This is a genomic window from Streptomyces sp. NPDC005181 (genome assembly GCF_040608395.1).
In the GTDB taxonomy this organism is placed as follows: Bacteria; Actinomycetota; Actinomycetes; order Streptomycetales; family Streptomycetaceae; genus Streptomyces.
In genome coordinates this window covers 72,240-92,156 of sequence record NZ_JBEXID010000020.1, presented here as the reverse complement: position 1 = coordinate 92,156, position 19,917 = coordinate 72,240, and the positions used below count along the sequence as shown (strand labels likewise).

The 19,917-nt window shown below is 71.7% G+C and carries 17 protein-coding genes; 7 read left to right on the top strand and 10 right to left on the bottom strand.

Annotated elements, in window-relative coordinates; genetic code table 11:
• The first annotated feature begins 130 nt into the window (after window positions 1–130).
• Entirely contained in the window at window positions 131–931 is an 801-nt protein-coding gene (gene yaaA / locus ABZV38_RS16040; RefSeq protein ID WP_356327430.1) for a peroxide stress protein YaaA, read from the top strand.
• Between the two features lie 71 nt (window positions 932–1,002).
• Entirely contained in the window at window positions 1,003–1,626 is a 624-nt protein-coding gene (eda, locus tag ABZV38_RS16035) for a bifunctional 4-hydroxy-2-oxoglutarate aldolase/2-dehydro-3-deoxy-phosphogluconate aldolase (RefSeq protein WP_356327428.1), read from the top strand.
• A gap of 119 nt (window positions 1,627–1,745) precedes the next feature.
• Here eda and ABZV38_RS16030 read toward each other — a convergent pair whose 3' ends face one another.
• The 4 genes from ABZV38_RS16030 to ABZV38_RS16015 all read right to left on the bottom strand — a co-directional run bounded on the left by ABZV38_RS16030 (window position 1,746) and on the right by ABZV38_RS16015 (window position 5,757).
• Window positions 1,746–2,972, bottom strand: a complete 1,227-nt coding sequence (locus tag ABZV38_RS16030) for a bifunctional RNase H/acid phosphatase (RefSeq protein WP_356327426.1) — start codon at window positions 2,970–2,972, stop codon at window positions 1,746–1,748.
• Window positions 2,972–3,715 carry a C4-type zinc ribbon domain-containing protein gene (locus ABZV38_RS16025; protein WP_356327466.1) on the bottom strand — a complete coding sequence of 248 codons (744 nt, stop codon included), beginning with the start codon at window positions 3,713–3,715 and terminating at the stop codon, window positions 2,972–2,974. The genes ABZV38_RS16030 and ABZV38_RS16025 overlap by 1 nt, the downstream gene beginning before the upstream one ends.
• A complete protein-coding gene (locus ABZV38_RS16020; RefSeq protein WP_356327424.1) occupies window positions 3,712–4,557 on the bottom strand; it encodes a Nif3-like dinuclear metal center hexameric protein in 846 nt (281 codons plus the stop codon). The genes ABZV38_RS16025 and ABZV38_RS16020 overlap by 4 nt, the downstream gene beginning before the upstream one ends.
• A 153-nt stretch (window positions 4,558–4,710) precedes the next feature.
• Window positions 4,711–5,757 carry an iron-siderophore ABC transporter substrate-binding protein gene (locus ABZV38_RS16015; protein ID WP_356327422.1) on the bottom strand — a complete coding sequence of 349 codons (1,047 nt, stop codon included), beginning with the start codon at window positions 5,755–5,757 and terminating at the stop codon, window positions 4,711–4,713.
• A gap of 212 nt (window positions 5,758–5,969) precedes the next feature.
• On the opposite strand from ABZV38_RS16015, the gene ABZV38_RS16010 reads away from it, so the two are divergent.
• Entirely contained in the window at window positions 5,970–7,352 is a 1,383-nt protein-coding gene (locus tag ABZV38_RS16010) for a hypothetical protein (RefSeq protein ID WP_356327420.1), read from the top strand.
• Between the two features lie 383 nt (window positions 7,353–7,735).
• Here the strand turns inward: ABZV38_RS16010 and ABZV38_RS16005 are convergent, their stop codons facing one another.
• The 3 genes from ABZV38_RS16005 to ABZV38_RS15995 are packed head-to-tail and all read right to left on the bottom strand — an operon-like array spanning window position 7,736 to window position 10,704.
• Window positions 7,736–8,683: a 3-oxoacyl-ACP reductase gene (locus ABZV38_RS16005; RefSeq protein WP_356327418.1), complete on the bottom strand. Its 948-nt coding sequence runs from the start codon at window positions 8,681–8,683 to the stop codon at window positions 7,736–7,738.
• Window positions 8,684–8,726: 43 nt separating this feature from the next.
• Complete coding sequence (locus ABZV38_RS16000; protein WP_356327416.1) at window positions 8,727–9,803, bottom strand: Zn-dependent alcohol dehydrogenase; 1,077 nt, start codon at window positions 9,801–9,803, stop codon at window positions 8,727–8,729.
• Between the two features lie 46 nt (window positions 9,804–9,849).
• Window positions 9,850–10,704 (bottom strand): MaoC/PaaZ C-terminal domain-containing protein, encoded by an 855-nt coding sequence (locus ABZV38_RS15995; RefSeq protein WP_356327414.1) that lies wholly within the window; start codon window positions 10,702–10,704, stop codon window positions 9,850–9,852.
• Window positions 10,705–10,987: 283 nt separating this feature from the next.
• Between ABZV38_RS15995 and ABZV38_RS15990 the strand changes: the two genes are divergently transcribed.
• Genes ABZV38_RS15990 through ABZV38_RS15975 form a run of 4 tightly spaced genes read left to right on the top strand, consistent with a single transcriptional unit; the run spans window position 10,988 to window position 14,521 of the window.
• Window positions 10,988–11,923, top strand: a complete 936-nt coding sequence (locus tag ABZV38_RS15990) for an ABC transporter ATP-binding protein (RefSeq protein WP_356327412.1) — start codon at window positions 10,988–10,990, stop codon at window positions 11,921–11,923.
• A complete protein-coding gene (locus tag ABZV38_RS15985; protein WP_356327411.1) occupies window positions 11,923–12,651 on the top strand; it encodes an ABC transporter permease in 729 nt (242 codons plus the stop codon). The genes ABZV38_RS15990 and ABZV38_RS15985 overlap by 1 nt, the downstream gene beginning before the upstream one ends.
• 11 nt (window positions 12,652–12,662) lie before the next feature.
• The gene (locus ABZV38_RS15980; RefSeq protein ID WP_356327409.1) at window positions 12,663–13,883 is read left to right on the top strand and encodes a sensor histidine kinase; all 1,221 of its coding nucleotides are present in this window, start codon (window positions 12,663–12,665) and stop codon (window positions 13,881–13,883) included.
• Between the two features lie 5 nt (window positions 13,884–13,888).
• Entirely contained in the window at window positions 13,889–14,521 is a 633-nt protein-coding gene (locus tag ABZV38_RS15975) for a response regulator transcription factor (protein ID WP_356327465.1), read from the top strand.
• Window positions 14,522–14,558: 37 nt separating this feature from the next.
• Here the strand turns inward: ABZV38_RS15975 and ABZV38_RS15970 are convergent, their stop codons facing one another.
• The 3 genes from ABZV38_RS15970 to ABZV38_RS15960 form a co-directional block, all read right to left on the bottom strand.
• The gene (locus tag ABZV38_RS15970) at window positions 14,559–16,085 is read right to left on the bottom strand and encodes an MFS transporter (protein WP_356327407.1); all 1,527 of its coding nucleotides are present in this window, start codon (window positions 16,083–16,085) and stop codon (window positions 14,559–14,561) included.
• Between the two features lie 55 nt (window positions 16,086–16,140).
• The gene (locus ABZV38_RS15965) at window positions 16,141–17,334 is read right to left on the bottom strand and encodes a lipid-transfer protein (RefSeq protein ID WP_356327406.1); all 1,194 of its coding nucleotides are present in this window, start codon (window positions 17,332–17,334) and stop codon (window positions 16,141–16,143) included.
• A 263-nt stretch (window positions 17,335–17,597) separates the two neighbouring features.
• A complete protein-coding gene (locus tag ABZV38_RS15960) occupies window positions 17,598–19,775 on the bottom strand; it encodes an acyl-CoA dehydrogenase (RefSeq protein WP_356327404.1) in 2,178 nt (725 codons plus the stop codon).
• Window positions 19,776–19,917 lie beyond the last annotated feature (142 nt).

The following is a 19,917-nucleotide window of genomic DNA, read 5'->3' as shown; positions in this document are numbered from 1 at the left end:
GTCCGGGGACGGGGGTGTCCTCCCATCCGGGTGCCGGGCCTGGGCGGCCGGGGCGTCCCCGTACGCTGGCAGGCGGGGCCTTGGGCAGTTGATGGGGGCCGCTTCCCTGTTCGTACGAAGGAGAACCGCCGTGCTCGTCCTGTTGCCGCCCTCCGAAGGAAAGGCCGCCTCGGGGCGCGGAGCACCCCTGAGGCCGGAGTCGCTGTCACTGCCGGGGCTTGCCGAGACCCGGGCCGCGGTCCTCGACGAGCTGGTCGAGCTGTGCGTGGCGGACGAGGAGAAGGCCCGGGAGGTGCTCGGGCTGAGCGAAGGGCTACGCGGCGAGCTCGCAAAGAACGTCGAGCTGCGGACGGCGGGGACGCGGCCCGCCGGGGAGATCTACACCGGGGTGCTGTACGACGCGCTGGACCTGGCGTCCCTGGACACGGCGGCCCGGCGGCGGGCCGGAAAGTCTCTGCTGGTCTTCTCCGGCCTGTGGGGCGCGGTGCGGGTGGGCGACCGGATTCCGTCCTACCGCTGCTCGATGGGGGTGAAGCTGCCGGGTCTCGGCGCGCTGGGGGCGTACTGGCGTGCGCCGATGGCCGAGGTCATGCCGGAGGCGGCCGGGGACGGGCTCGTACTGGACCTGCGGTCGTCCGCGTACACGGCGGCGTGGAAGCCGAAGGGTGTGGTGGCGGAGCGCACGGCGAGTGTGCGGGTGCTGCACTCCCAGATGGTGGGCGGGGTGGAGAAGCGGTCGGTGGTCAGCCACTTCAACAAGGCGACAAAGGGGCGGATGGTCCGCGACCTGCTGCAGTCGGGAGCCCGGCCGAAGGGGCCCGCGGAGCTGGTGGACGCGTTGCGGGAGCTGGGGTACGTGGTGGAGGCGGAGGCTCCGGGACGGGCGGGGCTGCCGTGGGCGCTCGATGTGGTCGTGACGGAGATCCACTGACACACGGACGACCATTGCAACATATGCAACGCTCGTTGCGTACCGTGCCGCAGTCGCGGCAAGATGAGGCCATGACCTCCTCCTCCGTGCTGGACCTTGCCCCCGTTGTCCCCGTTGTCGTCCTGCAGGACGCCGCCGACGCGGTGCCGCTCGCCCGGGCTCTCGTCGCGGGAGGGCTCCCGGCCATCGAGGTGACGCTGCGGACGGCTGCGGCACTGGACGCGATCAAGGCGATCGCGGCGGAGGTGCCGGGTGCGGTGGTGGGGGCGGGCACGATGATCTCCGCGCGGAACGTCTCCGACACGGTGGCGGCCGGGGCACGGTTCCTGGTCAGCCCCGGCTGGACGGATGCGCTGCTGGACGCGATGAAGGCGTCGGGGGTGCCGTTCCTGCCGGGGGTCTCGACGACGTCCGATGTCGTGGCGCTGCTGGAGCGCGGGGTCAGCGAGATGAAGTTCTTCCCCGCGGAGGCGGCGGGCGGTACGGCGTACCTCAAGGCCCTGTCGGCACCGCTCCCGCAGGCCCGGTTCTGCCCGACGGGCGGCATCTCGCTCACGTCGGCGCCGTCGTACCTGACCCTGCCGAACGTCGGCTGCGTGGGCGGCAGTTGGATGGTGCCGGGGGGCGCGGTAGCGGCGAAGGACTGGGCGCGGGTGGAGCGGTTGGCGAGCGAGGCAGCGGCGCTGCGGGGCTGATTTTCCGCTGCCCGCCCTTCCCGGAACCGGGGCTCCGCGCCCCGGGCCCGGGTGGGTGCTCCCCCGCACGCGGAGCGGTGGCCCCGCAGCGCCCACGCCCACGCGGGAGCGTCTGCTTCCTACCGCAGGTGCGACGTGTCGTTCAGCAGTCTCAGTGACGCGTTGCCGTCCGCGTAGTACGCCACCGCCGACAGCGACGCCGCCGAGAGTTCCATGCGGAACAAGGACTCCGGCGGGGCCCCCAGTGCCAGCCGCGCCAGGGTCTTGATCGGGGTTACGTGGGTGACCAGGAGCACCGTGCGGCCCGCGTGGCGGGTGGTCAGGCGGTCCCGGGTGGCCGAGACCCGGCGGGCCACCTCGGCGAAGCTCTCGCCGCCGCCCGTGGGGGGCGTTCGCGTGGACGCGAGCCAGGCGTCCAGGTCGGGGCCGTAACGCTCACGGACCTCGGCGAACGTCAGGCCCTCCCAGGCCCCGAAGTCCGTCTCGCGCAGGCCGTCCTCGATCTGGACGGGCAGGCCCAGGCGGGCGCCCACCGTCGCCGCCGTTTCACGGCAGCGGCGCAGCGGGGAGCTGATGATGTCCTGGATCGTGCCGCGGGCGGCGAGGGACTCCGCCACCCGTTCGGCCTGGTGGCGGCCGGCCGCCGAGAGTTCCGGGTCGCTGCCGCCGCTGCCCGAGAACCGCTTCTCGGGCGTGAGGGCCGTCTCGCCGTGCCGGAGCAGGACGAATGTGGACGGTGCCCCGAGGTCGGGGGCGGCACCCCAGCCGACCCGCGGGGTGGCCGCGGGTTCACGGCGGGTGGACATCGCCGCCCGCGCCTTCGCGGCGCCCGCCGCCGCGTCCCCGGGCGGACCGGAGACCGGGGGCAGGCCGAGGGCGGCCGTCGACGCCGACGGCTCCCACTGCTCGCCCCTCTTGCCCGCGTCCATCGCCTCGTTGGCCAGCCGGTCCGCGTGCTTGTTCTTCTCGCGCGGGATCCACTCGTACGTGACCGCGGACGCCGGAAGGATCCGCGCCGCCTCCGCCGCGAGCGGCTTCATGTCAGGGTGCTTGATCTTCCAGCGGCCCGACATCTGTTCCACGACCAGCTTGGAGTCCATCCGGACGCGCACCTGCAGCGCGCCCTCCGCCGACGCGTCCGGCACCAGTGCCTTCGCGGCCTTCAGGCCCGCGATGAGGCCCTTGTACTCGGCCACGTTGTTCGTCGCGACACCGATGTACTCGGCGGCTTCGGCGAGCGTCTCCCCCGTCACCGGGTCGATCACGACCGCGCCGTAACCGGCAGGCCCCGGGTTGCCCCGCGAGCCGCCGTCGGCCTCGATGACGAACTGGCGGGGCTGCGTCATTACAGGCCCGACTCCGCCGTACGGACCAGGATGCGGTGGCAGTTCTCGCAGCGCAGCACCGTGTCCGGGGACGCCGCCTTCACATCGTTGACCTCGGTGATGTTCAGCTCCAGCCGGCAGCCCTCGCAGCGGCGCTGGTAGAGGCGGGCGGCGCCGACCCCGCCCGACTGGGCGCGGAGCCGGTCGTACAGCTTGAGCAGGTCCGCCGGTACGGAGCCGGCGACGATCTCGCGCTCCTTCGTGGCGGTCGCGGTCTCGTCGTCGAGCGCCTGCGTCGCGGCGTCCCGGCGGGCGGTCGCGTCGTCGACCCTGGCCTGGACGGCGGAGACCCGTGCGGTGAACTCGGTGACGCGCTCCTGCGCGGACTCGCGGCGCTCCATGACCTCGAGGACGACGTCCTCGAGGTCGCCCTGACGCTTGGCCAGCGAGGCGATCTCGCGCTGGAGGCTCTCCAGGTCCTTCGGCGAGCTGACCGCGCCGGAGTCCAGCCGCTGCTGGTCGCGGACGGCGCGCTGGCGCACCAGGTCGACGTCCTGCTCCGCCTTGGTCTGCTCGCGGGCGGTGTCGCTCTCCTCGGTCTGCGAGGCGACCAGCAGGTCACGCAGTTGGGCGAGGTCGGCCGTGAGCGACTCGATCTCGGTGTGCTCGGGGAGCGACATGCGCTTGTGCGCAAGTTGCGACAGCCGTACGTCGAGGGCCTGGACGTCGAGAAGTCGGATCTGGTCGGCGGGCGCGGCGTTCAGTTGGGGGCTCCAGAAGAGTGGTGGGTGGTCCAGGGGTCGGTGACCTGCTTCGAGACATGGACCCGCAGGTCCCATCCGTGGCGGTCGGAAATCGCGTCGAGCTGCGCGGCGGCCTGCTCGCACCAGGGCCATTCGGTGGCCCAGTGCGCGGCGTCGATCAGGCCGATCGCGGACTGCTGAACGGCCTCGGAGGCCGGGTGGTGGCGCAGATCGGCGGTGAGGAAGGCGTCGACGCCGGCGGCGCGCACCGCGTCGAAGAGGTCGTCGCCGGAGCCGCCGCTGACCGCGACGGTACGGACGACGGCGTCCGGGTCGCCGGCCATGCGGATGCCCTGCGCGGTGGCGGGCAGCCGGGAGGCGGCGCGGGCGGCGAAGTCGCGGAGGCGCTCGGGGTGGTCCAGTTCGCAGATCCGGCCGAGGCCACGGTGGCCCTTGGGGTCGGTCGGGTCCGGTACGAGGGGGCCGGTGACGCGCAGGTCCAGGGCGCCGGCGAGGGCGTCGGAGACGCCGGGGTCGGCGGTGTCGGCGTTGGTGTGCGCGACGTGCAGGGCGATGTCGTGCTTGATGAGGGTGTGTACGACCCGGCCCTTGAAGGTGGTGGCGGCGACCGTCGTCGTACCCCGCAGATAGAGCGGGTGATGGGTGACGATCAGCTGGGCGCCGAGCTTGATCGCTTCGTCGGCGACCTCCTGCACGGGGTCCACGGCGAAGAGCACACGGTCGACCTCGGCGGCCGGGTTGTCGACGTCTCCGCAGACTGTGCCGACCGCGTCCCAACCGTCGGCCCGCTCGGGGGGCCAGAGGGCGTCGAGCGCGGCGAGGACTTCAGACAGACGGGGCACGGAGGAAAGGCTACCTTCCGTACGTGCCCCGCCGCCCATGACTGCAATGACCTGTGAGGACTCCCCGAGGAACCGGCAACAGCCGGTCACGGATCCTTACACGCAGTTCGGCCCGGGCCGCTGTCCGGCCCGGGCCTCCGCTGAAGCGGTCCGCTACTTGACGAGGTCCGCGCGCAGGTCGTCGAGGACCAGGTTCGCCGCGGTGACACCGAGGCCGAGGTACCAGGTCTCGTCCGGGACGTCCTTCGCCCGGCCCTCCTTGACCGCCTTCAGGTTCTTCCACAGCGGGTTGGACCGGGCGGTGTCGCGCTTGGTCGCCTTCGGGTCGCCGTAGACGCCCGTGAAGATCCAGTCGGCGTCCGCCTCGTCGATCTTCTCGGGGCTGATCTCGGCGGCGAGGTCGTTGATCTGCTGGTTCTTGGGCCGCGGAAGACCCGCGTCCTCAAGGATCGTGCCGATGAACGACGCCTTCGCGTAGAGGCGGATGCGGTCCGGCAGGTAGCGGACCATGGAGATGGTCGGCTTGTCGGGGCCGATGTCCTCGCCGAGCTTCGCGGCGTTCTTCTCGTACGCGTCGAGCTCGCTCTTCGCCTTGGCGGTCCTGTCCAGCGCCGCGGCGTTGAGGAGATAGTTCTCCTTCCAGGTGAAGCCCGGGCGGATGGAGAACACGGTCGGCGCGATCTTGGAGAGCTGGTCGTACTTGTCGGCGGCGCGCAGCTGGCTGCCGAGGATCAGGTCCGGCTTCAGGCCCGCGATCGCCTCGAGGTTGAGGTTGTTGATCGTGCCGACGTTCTTCGGGTTGCCGGCGTCCTTCTTCAGGTACGAGGGGATGGCCGCGTCGCCCTCGGAGGGGGCGTAGCCGACCGGCTTCACACCCAGCGAAACAACGTTGTCGAACTCGCCGACGTCCAGCACGACGACGCGCTTCGGCGCGGACTTGAGCTCGGTCGTGCCCATGGCGTGCGTGAGGGTCCGGGGGAACTGGTCCGCCTTGGCGTCCGTCCCGTACGCGGCGGTCTTCTTGGCCGCGTCGGCGAAGTCCTTGCCGCCGGTCGCGACGGCTGCCTTCTTGTCGCTGCCGGCCCCGGACTTGGCCGAGTCGCCCGATGTGCCGCTGTCACCGCTGCCGCAGGCGGAAAGGGAGAGGGCGGCGGCCACTGCCAGGCCGACGGCGGCGGTGCTGCGGTGTCGTATGGACATCACGTACTCACTTGCTCCAGTTGAGGGAATGGGTCCCCACAGGAAACGCTTAGGGATGCCTAACCTTAGCTATGGGATTCACGGGGAGCACAACCACCCCCTCGCTCTCAGGTGAATCCGGGCACCACCACCCATATGTGTGAAATGGCGGGTCTCGTGTTGTTCGGCAGGAAGTGCGAAAACTAGCTTCGGTTGCCGGAGGTGACGAGTCCATGACTGCCCGTGTCATCGAGGGTGAGACTGCCGGGGCCGCCGCGACGGTGAGTCTCGTGTCGGGAGAAGCGGGAAAAGCGGGAGAGGCGGAAGAACCCGGGGGCCGGGAGGAGCCGGAGGAACCCGAGAGGCCGGAGGAAGCCCGGGAGCCGCAGGGAGCCTGGGGGCCGCACGAACCGGCGCAGTCCGACGGGGCTGTTGTGCCGCTCGTGCCTGATGAGTCCGGTGTGCGGGGCGGTGACGCCGGGGCCGCCGCACCTGCGGCCGCGTTCACCATCGCCGCCGACGGTTCGTACGGCGCACGGCTCACGCTCTCCGGACCGGCGGACGCCGCGGGCTGGTTCCCCGAGCGCTGGACGCTCGACGGGCATGAGCCGTACGCCGTGCCGCTCCCCCTCGACCAGCCGGAGAAGCCGGACTCCGATGTACTGCCGCTCGCCGACGGCCGCGTACTGATCCGCCGGCAGGTGGCGGACCGTCACACCTTCTCGCTGCTCTATCCGACCGGTCCCGGCACCGGCGAACTGCCGCTCGGCGCCGTCGAGTGCACGGACGGCGCGCACCTGACTCTGCTGCCGCCCTCGCCGGACGGTGCGAGTGCGTACGTTCTTTCGGTCGGGGAACACTCCACCGCCGTCTGGCGGGTGGCGGGCGGGGCGTTCGGACCGGAACACATCACCGATGTGCCGGGGCGGTGCTCCGGCGGGGTCTGGCTGGACCGGGACGGGCAGCTGCTGGCCGTGGACCGGGAGCCCGTGGGCGGCGGTCCGGTGAAGGCGGTCGCCGTGGACCTGGGGCGGGGCGGCGAGGTGACGCCGCTGCTGCAGATCGCGCCGGACAGCAACGACCGGCTGCTGCTCGCCGACGCGGACAGCGGGCTGCTGCTGATCCGCTCCGACGCGCCGGGCCACGACCGGCTCGGGTGGGGGGTGCTCGGCAGCTGTCTGCCGGTGCGCTTCCCGGAGTGCCTGCGTCCGGCGGATGTGGCGGTGACGCCGTTCGCCGTGCAGCCGGGGCAGATGCTGATGCCGGAGAGCTGCGCGGTGGCGCTGCGGATCGACGGGGCGGCCGGCAGCTGGGTGGGAGTGTGGCGTCCGGCAGGGCGCCGGCTGCATCAACTCCCCGTCCCCGAAGGGTGGCTGGCCGGGTCCGGGCTGTGGACCAGGGACGGTGTGCTCAAGCTTCCGTACGCGAACGGGGACGTGTCGTGCGGGGTGGCCCTGATGGAGGCGCCGGTGGACGAGGAACGCGGCGTCGGGCCGGCGTGGGCGGCGGCCACGGAAAGCGGTATGCAACCGTCCGCGGCTGCCACGCCTCCTGCAGTGTGCAAGCCGGTTCCACTGGGGCAGGCGCCTCTCGTGGGGCGTACGGCTCCTGGTTAGGATTCCGGGCCTGGGAGCTACGCAGCCAATCGGCGCGGTTGCCGACGGTGACCGCGTCGGGTGATGGCGCGCTGGTCCCGGTGACACACACGTAAGCGATCACAACGGGGTGACTTCCCACATGTCTGAAGCCCGAACCGACACGACCCGGACGCGCCCGCCGGGGGCGGACGCCGAACGGGCCGGAGCCGGCGGCTCCGGAAAGCACCGAGGCGGTGTGTCGATGGACAGCACGGACGTGCAGCCGCACGGTCGCCACCGGCGCCCCTCCGAGGGGGTCCGCAGGGCGGCCTGACCGTACAGAACTCAACGAGGGAAGGAAGGGCCTCCGCAGCACAGTCGTGTGCTGCGGAGGCCCTTCCTTGTCCGCCGTGCCCGGAGCGTCAGCCCCGCTTGAGGCCCAGCACCTCCGCCGCCGCGAACGTCTCGTCCGCCGGGCGGTCCTCGTAGTACGGGGAGATCAGCTCGTCCAGCTCGTCGAACGAGAACGCCTCCTTGGACGAGTCGAACTTCGCTGCCACCCTGGGGCGTTCCACGATCGCGACCATCCCGCCGTGCACCACGAGCAGCTGCCCGTTGACCTTGGCGGCCGCCGGCGAGGCCAGATAGCCGACCAGGGGGGAGACATGCTCAGGGGCCAGCGTGTCGAGCCGGCCGTCCGTCGGTTCCTCGAAGCCCGCGAAGACGTCTTCCGTCATGCGGGTGCGGGCCCGCGGACAGATCGCGTTGGCCGTGACACCGTATTTGGCGAGGGCCAGGGCGGTGGAGGTGGTGAGACCGACGATGCCGCCCTTGGCCGCCGCGTAGTTCGGCTGGCCCGCCGAGCCCGCGAGGAACGCCTCGGACGAGGTGTTGACGATCCGGCCGTAGACCGGGGAGCCGGACTCCTTGGACCGGGCGCGCCAGTGGGACGCGGCGAAGTGGGTGGTGTTGAAGTGGCCCTTGAGGTGGACCCGGATGACGGAGTCCCACTCGTCCTCGGTCATCGAGAAGACCATCCGGTCGCGCAGGATCCCCGCGTTGTTGACGAGGATGTCGAGCTTGCCGTACGCGCTGACGGCCAGTTCGACCAGAGCGCGGGCCTGCTCGTGGTCGGAGACGTCGCCGAGATGGGCGACCGCCCGGCCGCCGGCTGCACGGATCTCCTCGGCGACCTCCTCGGCGGGTGCCGCGGAGGCCTCGCCCGAGCCGTCGCGGCCCGGCTGCCCGTAGTCGTTGACGACGACGGCCGCGCCGAGCCGTGCCAGTTCCAGCGCTTCGGCGCGCCCGAGGCCGCGGCCCGCGCCGGTGACGATCGCGGACAGCCCGTCCAGGGGAAGGGGTTGTGACATCGGAACCTCGGAGTCCTCTCGGAGCACGGTGGCTGACAGACAGTCAGAGTTCGATGCAGGTACGGAGCGCCTCACCGGTCCTCATCTGGTCGAGGGCGTCATTGATCTCGACGAGCTGCACCCGGTGGGTGATCATCGATTCGAGGTCGATCCGGCCCGCCCGCCAGAGCGCGATGGCCCGTTCGTACGACCGGAGCACGTCCCCTCCCCCGTACATGGAGGGCAGGATCCGCTTCTCGTCGAAGAACAGCTCGAACATGTTGACCTGGAAGTTGTCGTCCATCGCGCCCGCACCGACGATGCAGAGCGTGCCGCCGCGCCGGGTGTGCTCGTACGCCGTGCGGGCCGTCACCGACTTGCCGACGACCTCGAAGACGTAGTCGAAGCCCTCGCCGGCGGTGATCCGCTGCTTGGCGTCGGCGAGTCCGTCCGGTGCGACCGCCTCGGTCGCACCGAACCGCAGAGCCGCCTCGCGCCGGGACGCGATCGGGTCGACGGCGACGATCTGGGCGGCGCCCTGCACCCTGGCGCCCTGGATGGTGGAGATGCCGACGCCGCCGCAGCCGATCACGGCGACCGACGAACCGGCCTCCACCTGCGCGGTGTTGATCGCGGCGCCGAGTCCGGTGGTGACGCCGCAGCCGATCAGCGCGGCGATCTCGAACGGCACGTCGTCGGGGATCGGCACCGCGCAGCCGGCGTCGACGACGACTTCCTCGGTGAAGGTGCCGGTCCCGGCGAAGCCGAACACATCGCCGCCGGGACGCTTGAAGTTGGGCGTGCCCGCGTTCATGAAGCCGGCCAGACAGAGCTGTGTCTGGCCTCGCTTGCAGGCGGGACATACCCCGCAGGCGGGCAGCCAGCAGACCAGCACCCGGTCCCCCGTGTTCAGTCCGGTCACGCCGTCGCCGATGTCGATGACCTCGCCGGCACCTTCGTGCCCGGGGATGAAGGGGGCGGGCTGCGGAAGCACGCCGCTCATCGCCGAGACGTCGGAGTGGCACAGTCCGGTGGCCCGGACGCGGAGCTTGACCTTGCCGGGGCCGAAGCCCACCGCCTCGACGTCGTCGAGGACTTCCAGTTTGTCCTGACCTATCTCGTGCAGTACGGCTGCGCGCATGGTGCGGCTCCCCTCAACTCGTGGCGTGTTTCAGTCCTTGCGTGATTCAGGAGTGTTCGACGAGCGTGTCGGTCAGGACCGGTGCCTCGTCCCGCTCGACTGCGGTCACGGCGACCCGGACGTGACCGTCCCCGGTCCACATCCGGATGCGGAGGGTCTCCCCGGGGAAGACCACCCCGGCGAAACGGGTGCGGTACGAGCGGATGCGGGCCACATCACCACCGAGCAGCGTGTCGGCCACGGCCTTGAGCGTCATGCCGTAGGTGCACAGCCCGTGCAGGATGGGCCGGTCGAAGCCGGCCTTCCGGGCGAACTCGGGGTCGGCGTGCAGCGGGTTCCGGTCCCCGGAGAGGCGGTAGAGCAGGGCCTGGTCCTCGCGTACACGCCGTTCGACCGTGTGGTTCGGGACGACGGCTATGTCGGCATACCGCCCGGACGGCCCGCGTTCGCCGCCGAAGCCCCCCTCGCCGCGGACGAAGATCTCGGCATCGCTGGTCCACAGGGGGCCCTCGTCGTCGGCGGCCTCGGTGCGCAGGACGAGGACGGCCGCCTTGCCCTTGTCGTACACCGCCGCGACCTTCGACGTCTGGGTGGCCCCGCCCTCGGCCGGGATCGGCCGGTGCACCCGTACGGCCTGGCCGCCGTGGAGCACGGCGGCCAGGTCGACGTCGATCCCGGGCGAGGCCAGTCCGCCGACGACGCCCATGCCCGCTCCCGCGACGGTGGCGAAGCTGGGCAGGACATGGAGCCGGGATTCGAGGGTGTAGCGCAGTTCGCCGGGGTCGGTGGCGGGGGCTCCCGCGCCGATTCCCAGGTGGTAGAGCTGGACGTCCTTGTGGTCCCAGGAGATCTCGGCGGTCCGGGGTTCGGCGGCGACCGCCTTTGCGGCATCAATGGGCATGGGGAAGCTGCTCCTTGATGGTGGGAAGACCTCGGCGCGGCCGTCCGCACCGTCGGCCGCACCGAGGTCGTGCTGGGCCGGCCACTGCACCCGTTCTAGAACGCGTTCTAGCCGGTTGGCCCTATGTATAACGCAGCTCCCAGCAGTTGTGAAGACTGCTGACATCTCGTCAGATGCGGTACCCGGTAACGTGTGACGGCGGTCCCGGCGATGACATTTGTCATCCCGGAGTCCGTACATGCGCCTCTGCCGGGAGGCCGCCCGGCTCCGTAGCGTCAGGGACATGGAAAAGACAACGGGGAGCGGGCCCGCGGTGATCTTCACCGGGGCAGTCAAAACCTTCGGCCGGGCGGAGCAGACCGTGCGGGCCGTCGACGGGATCGACCTGACCGTCGGACGCGGCGAGACCGTCGCCCTGCTCGGCCGCAACGGCGCGGGCAAGTCCACCACCATCAGCCTGCTGCTCGGACTCGACGAACCGGACTCCGGCAGTGTGCGGCTGCTCGGCCGTACCCCCGAGCAGGCGGTACGGGCCGGCCGGGTCGGCGCCATGCTCCAGGACGGGCGGCCCATCCCCCGGGTGACGGTCCGCGAGCTGGTCGCCTTCGTCGCGTCCACCTACCCGAGCCCGCTGCCGGTCCCCGATTCGCTGGCCCTGGCGGGTGTCACCGAGTACGCGGACCGGCGCATCGACAAGCTCTCCGGCGGGCAGATCCAGCGCGTCCGGTTCGCCGTCGCACTGGCCGGCAATCCGGAGCTGATCGTCCTGGACGAGCCGACGGCCGCCCTGGACGTCGAGGCCCGGCGCGCGTTCTGGGACTCCATGCGGTCCTATGCCCGGCGCGGCAACACGGTCATCTTCTCCACGCACTATCTGGAGGAGGCCGACGAGAACGCCGACCGGATCGTCGTCATCGACCACGGCCGGATCGTCGCCGACGGCAGCGGTGATCGGATCAAGGAGTCGGCCGGCGGCAACCATGTCTCGTTCGACCTGGCGGGCGGCGGGACGGAGGGCCTGGAGCTGCTCCCCGGCGTCGTCGCCGTCGAGGTCCGCGGGGACCGGGCGCTGCTGCGTACGGACGACTCGGACGCCACCGTGATCGAGCTGGCCCGCCTCGGCCGGGTCCGCAACCTCCAGGTCTCCCGGGCCACCCTCGAGGACGCGTTCCTCTCTCTGACCGCCCCCGCCACCCTCTCGGAGAAGGAGACCGTCTGATGCTGCCCTACATCGTGCTGGAGATCCGCCGCACTCTGCGCGACGGCGCCTTCATGATCTTCGGGATCGGGATGCCGGTGCTGATGTATCTGCTCTTCACCAACCTCGGTGGCGGCGGCGGCGACGGCGCGGCCGAGTGGAAGGTCGCTTCCATGGTCGGCATGGCCGCGTACGGGGCGCTGGGCGCCGCCATGTCGATCGGCACGGGAGTCGCGTCCGACAAGTCCCTCGGCTGGCTCCAGCAACTGCGGATCACACCGCTCGACCCGTCCCGGGTGGTCGCGGGCCGCGCGATCAGCGGTTCGGTGACCGTGCTGCCGACCATCCTGGTGGTGCTGCTCGCCGGAGCGGTGGTCAACGGCGTACGGCTGGAGGTCTGGCAGTGGGCTGCCCTGACGCTGCTGCTGTGGATCGGCGCGCTGCCGTTCACCCTGCTCGGCATCGGCAACGGCTACCGGCTCACCCCGCAGGCCACCGGGGTGGTCAACGTGGCCGCCCTGATGGGCTTCGCGATCATCGGCGGGCTGTGGTTCCCGCTGTCCGAGTTCCCGTCCTGGGTGCGCACCATCGGTGCGTACACCCCTGCGCACCGGTTCGCCGACCTGGGCTGGGCAACCACGGAGGGCCACGCGCCGTCCGCGGGGACAATCATCGTGCTCGCCGGATGGCTTCTGCTGTTCGGTGCGTACGCGGTCGTCTCGTACCGTCGGTCCGCGAGGACGGCGTGACAGGAGCGAGCATGTCCCGGAACGGATCAGGATCGTGGCGGGAACGGCGCCGGCGGCACCGCGAGGAGGGGCGCCCCGGGCCGCCCGGCCCGTACGCCCTGCTGCCCTGGCTGCTGATGGGTCTCGGCGCCTTCTCCAACCTCTTCCAGGGGCAGACCCCGAACCCCTGGATCGGTGGTCTCGGTCTGCTCACTTTCAACTCCCTCTACATCTCTGTGGTGTTCCGGGCGTTCGTCAAGGAGAAGCGCGAGAGCCCGGTGTCGTACTGGCTGCTCGCCGCGATGGCCGCGGTCACGTTCGGCCTGGCCATCGGCTACGGCGGCAGCTGGCTGCTGTTCTTCCCGCTGCTCTCGCTGGCCTGCGGCACCGTGCTGCGCCAGCGGCAGCTGTTGCTCGGCCTGCTGTGTCTGGCGGCCGTGGCCAGTCTCGTCGCCGTCTGGCGCGGGGACAACGTCTCGGAACCATGGGCCATCGGATACGGCACCTTCATCTCCGGTGCGGTGACTGCCGCGATCCTCACCCTGTCGGAGACCGTGATGGAACTGCGGGCCACCCGGCAGGAACTGGCCCGGACCGCCGTGGAGAAGGAGCGGCTCCGCTTCTCCCGTGATCTGCACGACCTGCTGGGGCACACGCTCTCCGTGATCGTCGTCAAGTCGGAGGCCGCGCGCCGGCTGGCCCCGCGCGACATGGACGCGGCGCTGCTCCAGGTCGCCGAGATCGAGTCCGTCGGCCGCCAGGCCCTCACCGAGATCCGGGAGGCCGTCACCGGCTACCGCGAGGGAAGTCTGGCCACCGAACTCGACCGGGCGAGGTCCGCACTGACCGCCGCCGGGATCGAACCGGTGGTCCGCCGATCGGGACCGCCGCTCGCCCCGCAGGCGGAGGCACTGCTGGGCTGGGTGGTACGGGAGGCGGTGACCAACGTCGTACGCCACAGCGATGCGACCACCTGCTCGTTCATGGTCGACGGCACGGCCGAGCGGGTCCGGCTGACCGTCACCGACGACGGTCGCGGGCAGGCCGCCGGGCCGCCCGCTCCGGGCATCGGCGGCACCGGCTTGAAGGGCCTCACCGAACGCCTCGCGGCGGCCGGCGGCTCGCTCACGACGGGTCCCGGTCCGGACGGCGGCTTCGGGGTCACGGCAGAACTGCCGGTGGACGCGACGGACGCCGCGGACGGGATGGATACCGCCGACTGCTCGGTCCCACCCCATACGCTGGGCCGGTGAACGAGATGCCCGAAAATCGCCGGCCGACCAAGGCCGTACGTGTGCTGCTCGCCGAGGATCAGGGCATGATGCGCGGCGCGCTCGCCCTGCTGCTGGGTCTGGAACCGGACATCGAGGTGGTGGCCCAGGTGGCCGCCGGGGACAAGATCGTGGACGCCGCGCTGCTGTCCCGTCCCGATGTGGCACTCCTCGACATCGAACTCCCGGGCCGCAGCGGACTGGACGCCGCCGCCGATCTGCGCGAGGAGGTGCCGGACTGCCGGGTGCTGATCCTCACCACCTTCGGCCGGCCCGGCTATCTGCGCCGCGCGATGGAGGCCGGGGCCGCAGGCTTTCTGGTCAAGGACGGCCCGGTCGAGGAGCTCGCGGCGGCGATCCGCCGGGTGCTGACCGGCGAGACCGTCGTCGACCCCGCCCTCGCCGCGGCGGCCCTGAGTGCGGGGCCCAGCCCGCTCACCGCGCGGGAACGGGACGCGCTGAACGCGTCGGTGGACGGGGCGACGGTCGCAGACATCGCGGCCAAGCTGCATCTGTCGGAGTCGACGGTGCGCAACTATCTGTCGTCCGCGATCGGGAAGACGGGGACCCGTAATCGCATGGAGGCGGTGCGGGCGGCGCGGCAGCAGGGGTGGTTGTAGGCGGTCGGCGCCGGGGCGGCCGACGACTGCCTTGTCCTCAGTCGCCGCACGGGCTTGACGTGCCCGACGGGCTTGAGGTGCGGGACGGGCTCGATGTCCCCGACGGGCCCGGGGTGCCGGACGGGCTCGGGGTGCCGGAGCGCGGCGAACGGTGGCGCGGCAGCCACAGCGTCATCAGCAGCAGCCCGCCGAGCAGCACCGAGCACGCCGTGCGGAACGCCAGCGCGAACCCGGCGGTGAGGTCCTCCGCCCCGGTTCCACCCCCGGTGCGCGCCGCCGCGACGGTGGAGAGCACGGCGAGACCCAGCGCACCGCCCATCGTGCGCGAGGTGTTGACCAGCCCGGAGACCAGCCCGGCGTCCCCGGGCGCCGCGCCCGCGGTGGCGAGGGAGGCGAGGGGGGTGGACGCGAACCCCGCACCGGCCATCATCAGGATGCCGGGCCCGCAGATCGACGTGAAGTACGAGCCGTCGGCGCCCATCGTGGACTGCCAGCCGAAGCCCGTGGCGGTGACCGCCAGACCGCTCAGGACGAGATTCTTCGCCCCGACCCGCGCCATGATCCGCGGCGCGAGCATCGAGCCGACGACGACCGCCAACGAGGTGGGCAGCAGGGCGAATCCGGCCTGCATCGGCGTATAGCCCAGCACCGACTGTGCGTACACGGTCATGAAGTACCACATCGAGAACGTCGCGGAACCCATCACGATCATCGCCACGTTCGCCGCCGCCACGGCCCGCGTGCCCAGCACCCGCAGCGGCATCAGCGGCGCCGCGGTGCGCGCCTCCGCCAGGACGAAGAGGGCGAGCAACGCGAGTCCGCCGAGCAGCGGCACCAGGGTGGCCGGTGCGGCCCAGCCCTCCTGCTCGGTCTGCACGATGCCATAGGCGACGGTGGCCAGGCCCGCCGTGACGAGCACCGCGCCCAGCAGGTCGATGCGGTGGCGCTCGCGCGCCCGGCTCTCGGCGAGCCAGGCGGCGCCGCCGATCAGGACGAGCACACCGAACGGCACATTGATCAGCAGGACCCAGCGCCAGTTGAGGACGTCGGTGAGCACCCCGCCGACCATCCCGCCGGCCGCGCCGCCGCCCGCGCCGATGGCCATCCAGGTGCCGATCGCCTTGGTCCTGGCGGGGCCTTCGGGGACGGCGGCGGTGAGAATGGTGAGGGTCGCGGGAGACAGCACGGCGGCGCCGAGCCCCTGCGCCGCCCGGGCGGCCAGCAGCTGCCAGCCCTCCTGCGCGAATCCGCCGGCCAGCGAGGCCGCGGTGAACAGGCCGAGTCCGACCAGGAACATCCGCTTGCGGCCGTACAGGTCGGCGGCCCGCCCGCCGAGCAGCATGAATCCGGCGAACGCGATCGCGTAGGCGTTGAGCACCCACTGCAACTGCGCGGCGCTCAGCCCCAGGTCGGACCGCATGGACGGCAGCGCCACATTGACGACCGACACATCGAGGACGACGAGGAACTGGCCGACGCAGGCGGCGAGCACCACCGCCCAGGTGCGGAGTGTTCGCCGGTTCTGCACATGCGCGGGTGTCGTGACGTCAGCCATGGGCGTCATACTCGCAGGCACTCTGCACCCCGTACATCGGTAGGTGGTCGGACCCCGGCTCCGACTAACGACGGAGCAGCGTGACCACCGCCGCGCCGCCGAGCCCGATGTTGTGGGCGAGTCCGACCCGGGCATCGGGCACCTGCCGGGGGCCCGCCTCGCCGCGCAGCTGCCAGGTGAGTTCGGCGGCCTGGGCGATGCCGGTGGCGCCGAGCGGGTGGCCCTTGGAAATCAGCCCGCCGGACGGGTTGACGACCCAGCGGCCGCCATAGGTGGTGGCCCCGGACTCGACGAGCTTGCCGGACTCGCCCTCGCCGCACAGGCCGAGCGCCTCGTAGGTGAGGAGCTCGTTGATGGAGAAGCAGTCGTGCAGCTCGATGACGTCGAGGTCCGCGGCCGAGAGCCCCGAGGCCGCGTACACCTGCTGGGCGGCGGCCCGGGACATGGGCCGGCCGACGGCGTCGATGCAGGTGCCGGAGGCGAACGACTCCCCGGTGTCGGTCGTCATGGCCTGGGCGACGATCTCGACGGCCCGGTCGCCCAGCCCGTGGTTCTCGACGAACCGTTGCGATACGACGACGGCGGCGGCCGCCCCGTCGGAGGTGGGCGAGCACTGGAGCTTGGTCAGCGGGCGGTGGATGGTCCTGGCGGCGAGGATCTCGTCGACCGTGTACGCGTCCTGGAACTGGGCGTACGGATTGTTCACCGAGTGCCGGTGGTTCTTGGCGCCCACCGCCGCGAGCTGCGCCTCGGTCGTCCCGTAGCGCTCCATGTGTTCGCGGGCCGCGTTGCCGAAGATCTGGGCGGTGGGCGGGGACTTCTCGAAGCCGTGGGCGGCGGCCATGATCCCGTAGTGCCGGGCCACGGGCGACGTCCTGAAGTCGGCGCCGCCGTCGGATCCGCCGCCACCGAGCGCCCCGCGCGCCATCTTCTCGAAGCCGAGCGCGAGGACGCAGTCGCTGATGCCGCCCTCGACGAACTGGCGGGCCATCATCAGCGCGGTGGATCCGGTCGCGCAGTTGTTGTTGACGTTGTAGACGGGTATGCCGGTCAGTCCGAGTTCGTACGCGGCGCGCTGGCCGGCCGTGGAGGCCTGGAAGCAGTAGCCGGCAGGGACCTGCTGCACCTGCTCGTAGCGGACTCCGGCGTCGGCGAGCGCGGCGCTCCCGGCCTCCTTCGCCATGTCCCAGTACTGCCAGTCGCGCGTCTCGGGCTTCTCGAACTTCGTCATCCCGACACCGACGATGTACGCCTTCATGGTCTCCCTCTCGGGCCGCTGCCACTGTCCGACTCATCTGACGCTGCGTCAGATAATGGCAGCGGGGACCGGTCAGCGGAAGGCAGCGTGTCCGGTGAGCGCCTGGCCGGGAGCGAGGGTGTGCATTTCCGTGGTCTCGCGGACATTGTTGAGCTTGCCGAAGCTGATCTGTGCCGGGTGCACCCCGGCGCCGTCCTTGAGCCGCGCAAGGTGCCACCCGGACAATGCCGGCCCGGCGCCGGCGGACCGCACCGGGCCGGATGTCACGGGTCCCGGGGCAGGCCGAGGATGCGCTCGGCGACGACATTGAGCTGGACCTGGGTGGTGCCGCCCGCGATGGTCAGGCAGCGGGACATCAGAAAGCCGTGCAGGGCCCGTGCCCCGGCGCCCTCGTCGGTCGCGCCGGCCGGTCCCAGGAGTTCCAGGGCGAGTTCGGCGACCTTCTGCTGGTGGGTGGTCTGGACGAGTTTGCGGATGGATGCCCCGGCGCCCGGCTCCAGGCCGGAGACCTGTTGCATGGTGGTCCGCAGCCCGATGCAGGCGAGCGCGTGCGCTTCGGCGGCGAGTGCGCCGATCCGCGCCCGGTACGTGCCGTCGAGTTCGCCGGAACGGGCGATCAGCGCTTCCAGTCCGGTGTCGAAGCTCATCTGGTCGGCCATGTGGACGCGTTCGTTGCCGAGGGTGTTGCGGGCGACCCGCCAACCGTCGCCGATGTCGCCGACGACGGCGTCGGCGGGCAGCAGGACGTCGTCGAAGTACACCTCGTTGAAGAGGGAGTCGCCGGTGATCTCCTTCAACGGACGGATGCCGATGCCTGCGGTGTTCTTCATGTCGACGAGGAAGTAGCCGATCCCCTGGTGCTTGGGCGCGTCCGGGTCGGTCCTGGCGAGCAGGATGCCGTGGTCGGCCCCTTGGGCGGCGCTCGTCCACACCTTCTGGCCGTTGATCAGCCAGCCGTCGGCGGTCCGCTCGGCCTTCGTACGGAGCGAGGCGAGGTCGGAGCCGGCGCCGGGCTCGGAGAACAGCTGGCACCACAGGAGTTCGCCGCGCAGGGTGGGCAGGAGGTAGCGGTCCTGCTGCTCCGGCGTCCCGTACGCGAGGAGCGACGGCAGCACCCAGGTGGCGATTCCGAGGCCGCTCAGCTCCACGCCCTGTTCCTTCAGCTCCTGGTGCACGGCGAGCTGGTGCACCGGTCCGGCGCCCAGACCGTACGGGGCGGGCAGGTGCGGGGCGGCGTAGCCGGTCGGGGCGAGGGCACGGCGGGCCGCCTCCGGGCCGAGGCCCCGGGCGGCGGCGATGGTCTCGCGTGCCTCGGCGCGGTGGCGGGCGGCCTCGGCAGGGAGTTCCAGGGAGAGCTCGCGGCGCGCCCCGCCCTCGGCCAGCCGGGCGGCCCGCAGCCGGTGGGCGTCCCCGGCCCCGAGCAGCTGGCGCGCCACCAGGGCCCGGCGCAGGTGGAGGTGGGCGTCGTGCTCCCAGGTGAAGCCGATGCCGCCGAGGATCTGGATGCAGTCCTTGGCGCAGCTGTAGGCGGCGTCGAGCGCGGTGCCCGCGGCCAGGGCGGCGACCAGTGCGCGTACCTCCGGGGCTTCGTCCGCCGCGCGGGCGGCGTCCCAAACGAGCGCGCGGGCCTGCTCGACACGTACGAGCATGTCGGCGCAGAGGTGCTTGATGCCCTGGAACTGGCCGATGGGGCGGCCGAACTGTTCACGGACCGTGGCATACGCGGCGGCGGTGTCCAGAGCCCAGGCGGCGGTGCCGCATGCCTCGGCGGCGAACACGACGGCGGCGAGGTCGTGGACGGTCCCGGAGTCGATGCGTACGGCACGGGCCGCAGGGACGAATACGCCGTCGGCGCGGACCTCGGCGGTGGTGCGGGTCGGGTCGGCGCCGTGGTGCGGGCGCACGGTCAGCCCTGCGGTGGCGGAGTCGACGGCGAACCAGCGGGTACCGCCGGCCGATTCCGCGGGGAGCAGGAGCAGGTCGGCGTCGGCGCCGCAGAGCACGGGCGGTGCGACGCCGTCGAGGAGGTGGCCGCCCTCGCTCTCCACGACGGTGAGGGTGCCGGGACCCAGGGCGACGGCGCCGATGCGGGTGCCGGCCGCGAGGGCGGAGACGAGATCACTCGCACCTGACCCGCCGAGCACCGCCGAGGTGAGTGCGGTCGCCGGGTAGGGGCCGGGGAGCGCGGCCCGCCCCGTCTCCTCCAGGACCACGGCGAGGTCGAGAAGCGCGCCGCCCCCTCCCCCGTACTCCTCGGGCAGATGGAGGGCGAGCAGACCCTGTTCTGCGAGCCCGTCCCAGTAACCGGGGCGCACGCCAGGCGCAGCAAGGGCGCTCGCGTCGAGGAGCTTGCGGACCTCCTCCGGCGGCACGGCGCGTGCCAGCCACCCCCGTGCGGACTGCGCCAGCTCCCTCTGTTCTGGGGTGATTGCGATGCCCATATGCGGATCCTCGCCGGTCGCGGCCACTGGAACGCCGCAAGAGTAGAACACGTTTCATTCTGACGGAAGGTCAGACGACCGTACGCTTCCGGCCGAGTGCCGCGCCGCGTCCCGTTCCCACGGCGTTCCCCGGAATACGACG

Bases quoted from the DNA above. Each gene is read 5' to 3' on its own strand.
- ABZV38_RS16005 (WP_356327418.1), bottom strand. From the start codon at position 8,683: ATGTCACAACCCCTTCCCCTGGACGGGCTGTCCGCGATCGTCACCGGC.
- ABZV38_RS15990 (WP_356327412.1), top strand. From the start codon at position 10,988: ATGGAAAAGACAACGGGGAGCGGGCCCGCGGTGATCTTCACCGGGGCA.
- ABZV38_RS16030 (WP_356327426.1), bottom strand. From the start codon at position 2,972: ATGACGCAGCCCCGCCAGTTCGTCATCGAGGCCGACGGCGGCTCGCGG.
- ABZV38_RS15975 (WP_356327465.1), top strand. From the start codon at position 13,889: ATGCCCGAAAATCGCCGGCCGACCAAGGCCGTACGTGTGCTGCTCGCC.
- ABZV38_RS15965 (WP_356327406.1), bottom strand. From the start codon at position 17,334: ATGAAGGCGTACATCGTCGGTGTCGGGATGACGAAGTTCGAGAAGCCC.
- ABZV38_RS15980 (WP_356327409.1), top strand. From the start codon at position 12,663: ATGTCCCGGAACGGATCAGGATCGTGGCGGGAACGGCGCCGGCGGCAC.
- eda (WP_356327428.1), top strand. From the start codon at position 1,003: ATGACCTCCTCCTCCGTGCTGGACCTTGCCCCCGTTGTCCCCGTTGTC.
- ABZV38_RS15960 (WP_356327404.1), bottom strand. From the start codon at position 19,775: ATGGGCATCGCAATCACCCCAGAACAGAGGGAGCTGGCGCAGTCCGCA.
- ABZV38_RS16015 (WP_356327422.1), bottom strand. From the start codon at position 5,757: ATGTCCATACGACACCGCAGCACCGCCGCCGTCGGCCTGGCAGTGGCC.
- ABZV38_RS16010 (WP_356327420.1), top strand. From the start codon at position 5,970: ATGACTGCCCGTGTCATCGAGGGTGAGACTGCCGGGGCCGCCGCGACG.
- ABZV38_RS15995 (WP_356327414.1), bottom strand. From the start codon at position 10,704: ATGCCCATTGATGCCGCAAAGGCGGTCGCCGCCGAACCCCGGACCGCC.
- ABZV38_RS15970 (WP_356327407.1), bottom strand. From the start codon at position 16,085: ATGACGCCCATGGCTGACGTCACGACACCCGCGCATGTGCAGAACCGG.
- ABZV38_RS15985 (WP_356327411.1), top strand. From the start codon at position 11,923: ATGCTGCCCTACATCGTGCTGGAGATCCGCCGCACTCTGCGCGACGGC.
- ABZV38_RS16000 (WP_356327416.1), bottom strand. From the start codon at position 9,803: ATGCGCGCAGCCGTACTGCACGAGATAGGTCAGGACAAACTGGAAGTC.